The sequence below is a fragment of the Streptomyces sp. NPDC026417 genome, assembly GCF_055567695.1.
In genome coordinates, this window is sequence record NZ_JBVHPY010000022.1 from 108731 (window position 1) to 119625 (window position 10895).

Below are 10895 nucleotides of genomic sequence, written 5' to 3' on the forward strand. Positions count from 1 at the left end.
TGTGGAGCGGCGTTCGGGCCGGTCGGAGCAGGGGTGGGGCAATCCAGGGCGGGGGGAGTTGGCGCCGTCATGCCGCCTGCCTCGGTGTGGCATGGGCGATGACCCAGTCCAGTGCGCTCCGGATGGTGGTGCGGCACTCGGCCGACGGCAGTCCGGTAGCCTCCCCCGCCCCCTGGATTGCCTGCTCCACCACGTGCCGGGGAATGTCGCCCCACGCGACGAACCGGGCGACCTTGCAGGCGCTCTTGTGCAGGGTGACGTTGCGGCCGGTCGGCCCGCCCTCGGTCGCGGCGGCGATGACGGCGCACTCGCGTTCCAGCGCCACCCGTGCGGCGCGCGTGCCGTCATGGACCCGGACAGGCACCGGGGCGGGCCGGTGCGGCTCTGCGAGCAGCGCGACCAACCAGTCCGGCAGTTCCGCGACGGGCGCTTCACAGGCGACCGCGTATGCGCCGTCGGGGGTGGTGCTGCCGGGGGCGACGACGTAGCCGCCCCATGCTCGGGTGTCGATGTGCGGTCCGAGACGGTCAACGCTGCACCTCAACCGGGCCCCGGTGGGGGCGGTGAAGTAGAGGTGTTCACCGCGCGCAGTCCGCACCCGGTAGGTGTCGGGAAGGACCTGCCCGGCGCGCTCGCAGAGCGCTTGCAACGAAGTGGCGCCGTCAGGCGCTCCTTTCGGCTCTTCTGCCTTGACCGGGTCCAGGTCGATGACGAGCAGCCCGGCCGGGCCCGTCGCGATCCCGACGTTGTACGGGCGGTGTGCCCACGCGGCGTGGATCAGCTCGGGGTCGGTGGTGGCGCGCTCTTCCGGGGTGCGGTGGCCGTCGGCGCACCGCCCGGTGCGGGGGCAGGCGCGTTCGGCGTGCCCGGCCGGCCGCTTGCTGCCGGGATGCAGCGGGATGACGGGCCAGCCGCGTTCGGCCGCCGCGAGCGAGGCGGCAAGCAGCGGCAGACACTCCGAGTCGATACTCGCGGTCGTCGGCGGCGAGCCGGGGACTCGCCGGATCTGCACAGGTTGGGTCATGCTGGGAGACCTCCACAGGTCTGTTGACGGTCTGGTGGAAGGCGGCGGCCCCGGTTCTTGGTCGGATGGGGGCCGCCGTCGTCGTTGTGCGGTTGGGTCAGGCGGCGGCGGACTCGTCGCCGCGCGTCGCGGTCAGGCAGCCGTCCGGGGTGCGGACGACCGCGCCGCTCGTGGTCAAGGCTTTGACCGCCTTAGATACGGCGCCCTTGGACAGGCCCGTGAGCGTCACCAAGTCCTTTTGCCTCACTGGGGTGCCGGCGGTCTCGATGGCCTTGAGCACGCGGGCGGCGGCGCCGTCCGTGGCCGGTGTTGCCTCGGGTGCGGTGTCCTTGACGAGGGTGAGCGTCGGGGCGCCCGCGGCTTCCACCGTGGGAGCCACGCTGCGGGACCACGGGGTGCGGTCGGGCAGAGCGATGACCACGGACTTGTCCATGTAGCGGACCTTTACGGGGTCGGGCTTGCGCTTGCCATCCCGGACCAGCGCCACACCGGGTACGGGCAGTTCGTCGGCATTCCATCCCTTGGCCTGAGCGTCCTCACCGAGGACGACGCGGGCTTCGGCCGGCGTGCGCACGGCGAGGCAGATGGAGACGCCGATCTGCGGGGCGATCTGCTTGGGGATGCCGTCACCGATGGTGGGCTTCTGCGTCATCCACCACAGGTCGATGCACGCCGCACGCCCCATACGGGCCAGGGATTCCAGCGCGGGAAGCGCGGACCGGGTGACGGTGCGGGTTTTGCCGTCGCTGGTCTCGGTCTCGTAGGGGACTTTGTCGGCGGCGGTCATGACTTCGGCGCCCTCATCGACCACGACCGTGATGCGCGGCCGGTCCGCGGTGGGGGTCCAGGTGCCTTGTCCCTTGGGCAGCACGGAGAGCCGTTCCAGCATCTCCGTCTCCAGCTCGTCCACCACGTCGATGACCTCACGCGGAGTGGATGCGACGCGGGCGCGGTGGTCCCACAACCGGCCCTCCACGCGCTTCAGGTCGATGATGACGAGCGCGTTCGTGGCGCCCTCGGACGCGTCGTACAGCAGCGGCCGGGACGCCACCGACTTGCCGGCACCGGAGCGTCCGGCGATGAGCAGCCGTTCCCCGAGCGGCACGGTCACCTGCTCCCCGGTCACGGTGTCGATGCCGAGCGAGCGACGTTCGGGCGTCCACGTCAGGTCGTCGCCGTCGGCGGCGCTGCGGGTGCGCAGGATCAGTTCGGCCCATCCGCCCTGCTTGCCTGCCTTGACCTGCATGCGCAGGCTCGTGCGTGCCCCGAGCAGGTTGCGGATGTGGTCTTCCGCGCTGCGGAGCTTGGTTGCGGTCCACGTGCCGTCGAGCCGGACCGCGCACACGATCCCGGCTTCGGTGAGCCGGGGCCGGCCGGTCAGCGTCCCGGCGAGACCGCGCTGTTCAGCGTGCTCCTTCCAGTGCTGCGGCGCGAGCCGCTTCATCAGCGCCGACTCTTCAGCGGTCGGCTTGAGTCCGGTCGTGTCGCGCTCGCGCACCGCGACCCACACGAACAACGCGGTGATGGCGGCGACCACGGCGATGGCCGACCACACCCACACGCGGGCGGCGACCTGCGGCAGCCACACGTAACCGGCCGTGCCGAGGGCGGCGGCGGTCTTGGTGGCGAACAGCCACATCGGGTCGGGCACGCGCCGCTTGGCCGTGCGCAGTTCGCGCTCGGCCCGGTGGCGCAGGGAGGTGACGCCCTCGGGGTCGATGGCGCGCGCGGTGGCCAGCGCGCGGCGGGCGTCCCGGACGAGCGGCTTGCGTTCGGCGCGCAGGGTGCGGCGGCGGTCGGCTTCCTTGCGCCACCGGTCGGCGGTGAAGCGGGCGGCGGTGGCTGCGTACTGGCGGTGTGTACGCCAGACTTGAGACTGACTCACGAGTCCTCTTCTCAGGGATCGGTGGGTTGGTGGTGACGGGCCCTGCGACGGCCCGTCACCACACGCGTGTGTTACGCGGAGTGAGCGTGTTTCCGGTTTCCTGGTTTCCGAGGGGGTCTCTACGCGTGCGCGCGCGAGGACGGAAACTTCCGTCACCGTGCGTCGCTACGGGGGGTGTGGCGGCCGAACAGGCGGCCGGGGGTCAAACCCCACCCGGAAGGGGTGTCAGGCGCCCTACAGGTCGCCTGCGGCTTCCCGCCTGTCACGGGGACGTGAAGGGGCCTACGTGGACGCTTAGTTGGCCTTCGGGCGGGCGAGGCGGAGGGTGATGCCGCCGACGCCGACCGGTCCGGCCACGCTGCCGATAGCGACGGCGGTGTGGACGGCGAAGTCGAGCAGCGCGAGGAACGCGGCCACGAGACCGAACACCCCCACCGCGCCCGCTCCGGCGATGGCGAGGGGGAACAGGTAGTGCCGCAGGGGGCGGCCGTTGTGGTCGGTGGTGTGGACGACGATGACGACCGGTTGTCCGGTGGCTTCGGCTCGGCGGTAGGCGTCGGCGGGTATGTGCGGGGCGATGATCCCCGGCGGGTCACGGTGTGCCATCAGGGCTTCTCCCTCGGGTCAGTCGGTGTCGGCGCAGGGGACGCACGCGCCGAGCGAGGTGGGGATGACGTATCCGGCATCACGTCGGCACGCGGGGCAGGTGCGCCGGGCGCGGTTTGCGCGGGCGAGTGCCGCCCGGCGGGCCGGGGTCATCGGCCGGACCGGTTTGGCGTGGTCGATGCGGTAGAGGTAGGCGATGAGAGGGCCGCGTCGTCGGCGGGGGCGCTGGAGTTCGGCGGCCACGTCCTGACCACCCGGGCGCAGCCCCATGGCCCGGAGCTGCCGGCGGGTGGCCAGACCGTCCGGGGCGAGGCGCCACCGGTAGACGGGCAGCGTGCCGGCGGCGGGTGCGGTGGGCATCAGTGGCCCAGGCGGGCCAGATCGACCGGCACGCCCTTGACGGGCCCACGGAGTTCGGCGTACCGGGTGGAGACCCAGCCGACCGACCAGCCGCACAACTCGGCTGCGGTGCGCACGGACATGCCTTCCGCACGGGCGGCGGCCACGATGGCGCGCGCGTCGTCCTCGGGCAGCTTTTCGTTCACGGGCCCGGCGGACAGCAGCGCGGCGCGTTCACGGGCGGCCCGCTCCTCCCGCGCCCGCCGCTCGCGTTCCGCGCGTTCGGTGGCTTCGCGTTCACGGTGTTCACGCTCCCGCTCACGCTGTTCACGCTCACGCTCGATGCGTTCACGGCGCTCCCGCTCGGCTTGCTCGCGGGCCTGCTCGCGCTCGCGTTCCTCACGCCGTTCGGCGGCTTCCCGCTCGCTCTGTTCACGGGCCATGCGGGCTTCGTGTTCACGCTGTTCACGCTCCAGCGCGGCGGCGTGTTCGCGTTCCTCCCGCGCCTCGGCACGGGCCCGTTCGGCGCGTTCGCGGGCCGCCTGCTCCCGCCGCTCCCGCTCCGCCCGCTGGTCTGCTTCCAGCGCGGCCACGGCTGCGGTGATGGCCCGCCGGTAGGCGAGGCTGGTCTCTGCCGTGACGATCAGCAGCAGCGGCGCCACCGAGTGGACGGCCACGCCGACCAGGTCTTTCGCCAGTGCGGAGTCGGCGGTGTTGAGGGCGAGTGTCATGAGCCCGGTCATCCACCGCAGCACGATGGGCCAGCGTCCGCCGTGCCCGCCGAGGCGGGCCAGCACGTCATCGAGCTTGACCACGATGACCACCGCGGCGTCCACCACGAGGGGGAGGATCGGCGCCGTCCAGTCCCACTCCTTGGCCGTGTGCTCCGCCATGAGCGGCGTGACGGTGAGGATGGAGTAGAGCATCGCGCCGCACACGATCAGCCACGTGCCGCCCGACAGGGCGCGCTCCGCTGAACGCGTTTGAACACTGTTCACGCCGCACCCCCCAACGCCCTCGGAACGGCGGTGTCGGCGCGGTGGAATCCGTTGGAGGCGGCGTTGTAGATGAACGCCTCGCAGCGCCACGTGAACGCGGCGGCGGGGCGTTCATCGCACCGCTTCCACACGTGATCCGCAGGGAACCCGTGGGTGCCGGTGTCGGCGCGCGCGTCCTCGCGCGAGGCGTAGACGGCCTGCGGCTCGCCGTGGTGCAGCAGCACCGTCAACGAGTCCCCGTCCGCCGGCCCGCGCCGCAGGTCCTCGCGCAGCCGCCGGAGTTCGATGTCCTTGAGGAGCAACTCCTGCTGCGCGGCGGACAGCTCCCGCATGGCCTGCGCGAGGATCGCGCCCACCTCGGTGGTAATGGCCTCGGCACGCTCCACGCGGTCTGTGGCGGCGTACAGCTCCCGCACGTGCCGGCCGAACGCCTCGCCTGCCGCACCGCAGGCTTCCCGGGCGGACTCGGCTGCCGCGTCCGCGTCGGCCTCCAGTCGGGCCAGTCGGGCGGTGGTGGTGAGGCGGATCATGCGGCACCCCCCGACTGGCCAGCCGTGCCGTTGAGCTGGTCGCGGTGGGCGGCCAGGACCCGGCGGCGGGCCCGGCGGATACGCCGCTGGTCCAGCTCGGTCAGGGTGCGGTCGATGACGATGATCTGCGCGTCCAACAGGTCCAGCTCCGCGCGGATGACGGGCATCTCGCGCTCGATGGCCTCCAGCTCCGCGTCCGTCGGCTCCATGAAGTCGGCGAACGCGGTAACAGCGTCCTGAACAGTAACGATGTGGTCCATTGGGTCGTGTTCTCCCTCGCAGGTGGAACGGCCCGAACAGCGGCCCCGGGTCTAGCCACCCGGGGCCGCGCGCCGTTGAAGTCGGTAGATCCGGCTCCCCTCAGCGCTGCTCGTACGAGACGAGCAGCGGAGGCAACCGGCCGCAGCGTTGAACTGCGGGAGGTCAAATCGCGCTGTACGTCACACGAGAGATCCCGTGTGGCCGCCTACTTGGCCGAGGAGAGGCGGCGTGATCCCCATTCAGTTGTCAAGGAACCTGCGCTTCCTTCGTACTCACCCCTGCGGGCTTTCCTCTGGGCGCTGTCAGCCGCAAGCGGACGCACTCAATGGTGTTGCACCGCTTGCTCAACTTGTTGGTACAAGCTGATGCAGTGATGCTGCACCTACGGGCAGTGAGTCGTCAAGAGGGTTGGGGCTACATGTACCAACAAGTTGCGCGAGTGCGTCATGATGGGCGTATGAACAAGCAGCCGAAGTACCGGCAAGTCGCTGATGCTCTGCGTCGCGAGATCGACAACGGCACCTTCGCGCCGGGAGCCCGGCTGCCCTCCGAGAACGACCTACAGCAGCGTTTCGACGCCTCCCGGAACACCGTTCGTAACGGGCTTAGCCTGCTGGTCAGTGAGGGGCTGATCTCGTCCAGCCAGGGGCTCGGTTACGAGGTCAAGTCGCACGAGATCTTCGAGCTCAACGCCTCCCGGTTCGAGAACCTGGACTTCCCGCAGAACGGTGACGCCTACTCCACGGACGTGACCAATGCGGGCCGACGGCCGCACCAGACGTTCCGCGTCGAGATGCTGCCGGCCTCCAAGGAGGTTGCCGAACGCCTCAAGATCCCCGTGGGCGCGAAGGCGGTGTTGCGCTTCTGTCATCGCTACGTAGACGACGTCCCTTGGTCGACGCAGGCGACCTACTATCCGTCGTGGCTGGTAGATGAGTCCCCAAGGCTGGCCGAGCCAGGAGACATTGACGAGGGCACGACGAGGTACCTCGCCTCGCGAGGCATCGAACAGGTCGGGTACTTCGATGAGATCGCAGCACGGATGCCCACGCCGGAGGAGGCTCGACTCTTGGAGGTCGGAGCGGGGGTGCCGGTGATGATCTGGACGCGTACGGGCTACTCGGCGGATCGACCGATCCGGTGCACCATCACGACCTTCCGAGGCGACCTCAACCGGATGAACTACGAGATCGGCGACTTGTCCGCCCGAAGTGAGAACGAGCCTCAGTGAGAATCGTCCCAGCTCAGCCCCAGGATGTATCCAAGCTGCTGGCTTTCCGCGAGGAGGCCGCAGCTTGGCTTTCCCAGCTTGGCACCGACCAGTGGCAGCGCCCCTACCCGGCAGACAAGCTGCTGAAGACCGTTGAGGCGGGAACCGTCTTCATGGTCAAAGATGGCGACGTAACAGCCGGAACTATCACCCTCACTCCCGAGGCGGAAGCTGGGCTCTGGACGGATGAGGAACTGACCGAACCCTCGCTTTTCATCAACAAGTTGACCGTTGCTCGTACTCACGCCGGCCAGAACCTTGGTGGGCGCCTGCTCGATTGGGCCGGAGACCGGGCTTTCCGAGCTGGCGCCAAGTGGCTGCGCCTTGACGCATGGACTGACAACGCCGGCTTGCAGGCGTACTACCTCCGTCAGGGGTTTGAGTACGTCAGGACGGTAGTCGAGGGAGTAGCCGTCAACGGTGGACCACGCGTCTCGGGGTGGCTCGCTCAACGTCCGGCGCGGCCGACGGAGCACGGATTCGTGGACGAAACCACTGCTCCAGGTCACGTTGCGTGACAGCGCTCTTTGCTGCCGGGGAGTGGCGCTGGGCTTCAGTTTGAGGAGCTGCCCTGACGTCGGGGGAAGGCGTCGCCGACCGGCCAATGCTCGGCGAGACCGAGGACGGTGTGAGCGGGGGAGACCGCAGGCTGGCGTTCGACGCGGACCTCGACCAACTGCGCGGTTGCCCAGGTTGGGAGCACTGGGGCCGGGAGCGACTTGGGGTCTGGGCTCTGCCAGAGGACAGGGGTGTTCTTCGCCCAGGTCCAAGGGGCTGGGTTGTTGACGATAAGCACGCCACTGACGCGACTGTGGGCGTGGTCGTAGGTCGCAGTCCAGTAACCGTCAAGCTTTCGACCGAAGGTCGGTGTGCTGGCGTGGACATACTCGACCGAAGTTCCGTACAGCGCGGTCTCTGTGTCCCCGTCTTCGGGGACTACGGCGGCATGTCCAACCGCAACGATGAACGGCAGATCTATGTCGCCGTACTTCCCACCCTTCCGCTTGACAGCGTCGAGCACGAGATTCGTGCTGTCGTCGTCCCACACCGAGGGGTAGACGCCGATTGTCCTGCTCGTTGGGTCACCTCGCTTGCCAGGGGCGCGGGGGATAGCCTGAAACGTGATGCCCCAGCCAGCCTCCTGCCAGGTGTACCTGGGCAGCGGCATCCCGTGCCCATGCTCGGCGATGACTTGGTCTGGGTCCAGACTGGCCAGCCACCGCGTCAGTTCGGCTTTGAGTCGACGCTGCGGGGGCGTTGCTGATCCGACGCTGTCGAGCTCGCACGCCACGAAGAAGTTTGGGCTTGGCACACGATCGATGGCATCGCTCAATTGAGGTAGGAGCGAGGATGCGCTATCGCCCAGACGCTGGGTCGTCCAGATGGCCTCTACGACAAACTGCTCACCATCGCGGGTGACCAGGAAGTCGGGGTTCTTGCCGCCCGTGCCTATCTGGTGCTCGATCTCCACGGTGCAACCGGAACCTAGCAGCATCTCGTGCAGGTACAACTCCCACAGCGCTGAGTAGACGTTCGTGTCGGAGTTCCGGTCCAGCAGCCGACTGCGCAAGCCGAGCTGAGCCTGAACAGGGAAGTGTGACCACCACTCGTTGATCACACTTCGAACCTGGTCCCAGTACGGACCGGCGATCCTGTCGAGGAACTCGGCATCCGTCTCCGCCGCACGCTTCGGCGACGCATCGACCCGGTTCCGGTTGCTGTAGACGGCCACGACCAACGATCGTAGACCGCCCCCGCCGGCCGCTCCCATGCATTTTCTGCTCCGCCAACGGGACGGCGAGGCTCAACCGGAACGCGGCCGAGCGCTGCCTTTCTGTCTGGTCTGTCTGGGGCATACCGCGACGCTCACCCACGTGATCGAGGACACGGCGGCAGGTCCAGCACGTGAGGCTTGACGGCACTCTCTGACGGCAACACCAGTACACGTTGCCGTACTTGGAGAGTCCGCCGTGCATCCCGTGTGGCAGGCGGAGGGGTGGCACCGCTGACTATTGGGCCGCTGGGGTGAACTTGTAAAGCGAAGGTCGTCGGTTCGAATCCGACAGGGGGCTCTCGGTGTGAACAGCGCGAACGCCCCGGCCGACGAATCCGCCCGGGGCGTTCGGCGTTCGCGGGTGACACCGGCGAGGGCGCTCCCTCGGCGGATCCCTACGAGGAGGAGTCGCGGTCCCGTAGGGCGCTGATGCCTCCGCCGTCGTTGAAGTGCCGGCGGGCGTGGGCTTGGCGGCGCGCGTCGCGCAGGCCCCGTGTCGCCGCCGTCTCGACGCGATGACCATCCGGGCCGGAAACGCTCCGGCGCCGCTCTCGGCGCACCAGCACGGTCAGTGCGGCCGCCATGACGGACGCGACCGCCGACGCGGTGATCACCAGGTAGACCATCGTCACCCCCGTAGTCGTCCTGGACCGCTCGTCACGGTCCCGGTGCCGGTCGCCGAAGACTGCCCGGGGCGACCGTACGCCTCGGACCGGCGCGCAGGAATGGCGGAGCGTGCGGCCGGCCACGGTCAACGGCGGCTCGCCGCGGTCGGTATGCGCCGGTCAGCCGCCGTCGCCCCGCGGTGCCCGTGGGCCGTGCAGGCGTATCTCCGGGGCCTTCGGGTCGGCGGGTGTCGTCGCCACGGCCACGGACGCGGTCCACGGGGTGGGGAGCGGGAGATCGGTGACGGACCACGGCCGGCTGTCGCCCGGGCGGGCGCCTGCCGTGACGCGTACCGGGCCCGGTGCGGCCGGGTCGCTCTCCAGCCGGGTGAGGTCGGTGGTGACGCCGATGCCGACGGCCTTGAGCACGGCCTCCTTCCGGGTCCAGCAGCGCAGGAAGGCCGCCGCCCGCTTGGGTCCCGGCGGGAGCGCGGCCAGGTGCGCCTCCTCCGCGGGGGAGAGGGCCACGGACGCCAGGTCCCCGGTGGGCAGCGCGCGCCGGCGCTCCACGTCGACGCCCACCGGACGGTCGCCGACCGCCAGGGCCGCGCAGCCGTCGGTGTGGGAGACGCTGATGTGCGGCGCGGCCGGGGGGTGCAGCACGACGGGCGGGCCCGTGCCGGGGACCCCGCAGCACGGGCAGGGGGCGCGTCCCAGCCGGACCGCCGCGGGCGGGACGCCCAGCACGTCGCCCAGGACCCTGCGTACGCCCGCCCGCGCGCCCACGACGGCCGCCCTGGCGCGCGGGGTGCGCGCCCGGTCGGCCCGGGCGCGCTCGGCGGGGCTCAGCAGGGCGAGGTCGGCCGGGTCGAGCGGCACCGGGATCCGCCACCACCACACGTCTGCCGTTGCCATGTCACTCGTCTCCGTCGCGGTGGGAAAGGCGCTGCCGCCGTCCGTATGGTGCACGGCGTCCGGTGCGCGAGTGACGTGCTGGCATCTTCCTGCAGAAAAGTTGCGAGTTATTCGTGTCACTGGTTAGAAAGCTCCACGGAATAACCGTCCGCTGGGAGTGCGTGCGGTAATTCCGACTTCCGTCGGGCGGCTGTTCGTTCCCCCGCTGCCGTCCGCGGAGGTCATGGGCGGAGGCCGGCGACTCTCGGGTCGCCGGCCTCCGCCTTTGTGCTGCCGGGCGGCGGCCTCGTAATTCTGAACGCCCATGGTTGCTGGTCGGTCCGGGGGCCCGGCTCCTAGTGTCATGGCAAGGGAATCGGAAATCCGTTCCGGCGTCCGAGGGTTGATCAGTACTCAGTGTTTTTCCACGGGAGGAATTCCAGTATGTCGAACGGAACCAAGCAGGAGCAGCTCGACGAAATCCGCGAGATCGTCGCCGAGGTGCTCGAGCTGGAGCCGGAGGAAATCACGGAGACCAGTCTCTTCGTCGAGGACCACGAGGCGGACTCGCTGCGCGCGATCGAAATCCTGGCGCGTCTCGAGAAGAAGTACAAGGTCGAGATACCGCAGTCGGAACTGCCCAAGATGGTCAACCTCACCGAGGTGCACCGGATCCTGGGGCAGCACGCGGGCTGGCAGGACTGACCCC

13 protein-coding genes are annotated in these 10895 nt (G+C 69.7%); 3 read left to right on the forward strand and 10 right to left on the reverse strand.

Going from position 1 to position 10895, the window contains the following annotated elements; genetic code table 11:
• Window positions 1-67: 67 nt before the first annotated feature.
• From ACZ4NT_RS30245 to ACZ4NT_RS30275, 7 genes are all read right to left on the reverse strand, one after another.
• Window positions 68-1024, reverse strand: a complete 957-nt coding sequence (locus tag ACZ4NT_RS30245; protein WP_467728397.1) for a bifunctional DNA primase/polymerase — start codon at window positions 1022-1024, stop codon at window positions 68-70.
• A gap of 97 nt (window positions 1025-1121) precedes the next feature.
• A complete protein-coding gene (locus ACZ4NT_RS30250; protein WP_467728398.1) occupies window positions 1122-2909 on the reverse strand; it encodes a MarR family transcriptional regulator in 1788 nt (595 codons plus the stop codon).
• 294 nt (window positions 2910-3203) lie between these two features.
• A complete protein-coding gene (locus ACZ4NT_RS30255; protein WP_467728399.1) occupies window positions 3204-3515 on the reverse strand; it encodes a hypothetical protein in 312 nt (103 codons plus the stop codon).
• A gap of 18 nt (window positions 3516-3533) precedes the next feature.
• A complete protein-coding gene (locus tag ACZ4NT_RS30260; protein WP_467728400.1) occupies window positions 3534-3875 on the reverse strand; it encodes an RRQRL motif-containing zinc-binding protein in 342 nt (113 codons plus the stop codon).
• On the reverse strand, window positions 3875-4852 hold the full coding sequence (locus ACZ4NT_RS30265; protein ID WP_467728401.1) for a DUF2637 domain-containing protein: 978 nt from the start codon (window positions 4850-4852) through the stop codon (window positions 3875-3877). Before ACZ4NT_RS30265 ends, ACZ4NT_RS30260 begins: the two co-directional genes overlap by 1 nt.
• A complete protein-coding gene (locus tag ACZ4NT_RS30270) occupies window positions 4849-5382 on the reverse strand; it encodes a hypothetical protein (protein WP_467728402.1) in 534 nt (177 codons plus the stop codon). The genes ACZ4NT_RS30265 and ACZ4NT_RS30270 overlap by 4 nt, the downstream gene beginning before the upstream one ends.
• Complete coding sequence (locus ACZ4NT_RS30275) at window positions 5379-5642, reverse strand: DUF6284 family protein (RefSeq protein WP_467728403.1); 264 nt, start codon at window positions 5640-5642, stop codon at window positions 5379-5381. Before ACZ4NT_RS30275 ends, ACZ4NT_RS30270 begins: the two co-directional genes overlap by 4 nt.
• A gap of 458 nt (window positions 5643-6100) precedes the next feature.
• Here ACZ4NT_RS30275 and ACZ4NT_RS30280 point away from each other — a divergent pair, with 458 nt between their 5' ends.
• Both ACZ4NT_RS30280 and ACZ4NT_RS30285 read left to right on the forward strand, forming a co-directional pair.
• Window positions 6101-6874: a GntR family transcriptional regulator gene (locus tag ACZ4NT_RS30280; protein WP_467728404.1), complete on the forward strand. Its 774-nt coding sequence runs from the start codon at window positions 6101-6103 to the stop codon at window positions 6872-6874.
• Window positions 6871-7431 carry a GNAT family N-acetyltransferase gene (locus ACZ4NT_RS30285; RefSeq protein ID WP_467728405.1) on the forward strand — a complete coding sequence of 187 codons (561 nt, stop codon included), beginning with the start codon at window positions 6871-6873 and terminating at the stop codon, window positions 7429-7431. The genes ACZ4NT_RS30280 and ACZ4NT_RS30285 overlap by 4 nt, the downstream gene beginning before the upstream one ends.
• Window positions 7432-7466: 35 nt before the next feature.
• Here the strand turns inward: ACZ4NT_RS30285 and ACZ4NT_RS30290 are convergent, their stop codons facing one another.
• From ACZ4NT_RS30290 to ACZ4NT_RS30300, 3 genes are all read right to left on the reverse strand, one after another.
• Window positions 7467-8645, reverse strand: a complete 1179-nt coding sequence (locus tag ACZ4NT_RS30290; protein ID WP_467728406.1) for a hypothetical protein — start codon at window positions 8643-8645, stop codon at window positions 7467-7469.
• Window positions 8646-9082: 437 nt separating this feature from the next.
• Window positions 9083-9319, reverse strand: a complete 237-nt coding sequence (locus ACZ4NT_RS30295) for a hypothetical protein (protein ID WP_121402200.1) — start codon at window positions 9317-9319, stop codon at window positions 9083-9085.
• 153 nt (window positions 9320-9472) lie between these two features.
• The gene (locus ACZ4NT_RS30300; RefSeq protein WP_467728407.1) at window positions 9473-10207 is read right to left on the reverse strand and encodes a 4'-phosphopantetheinyl transferase family protein; all 735 of its coding nucleotides are present in this window, start codon (window positions 10205-10207) and stop codon (window positions 9473-9475) included.
• A 423-nt stretch (window positions 10208-10630) separates the two neighbouring features.
• Here ACZ4NT_RS30300 and ACZ4NT_RS30305 point away from each other — a divergent pair, with 423 nt between their 5' ends.
• Window positions 10631-10891 (forward strand): acyl carrier protein, encoded by a 261-nt coding sequence (locus ACZ4NT_RS30305; protein ID WP_121402202.1) that lies wholly within the window; start codon window positions 10631-10633, stop codon window positions 10889-10891.
• Window positions 10892-10895: the final 4 nt, after the last annotated feature.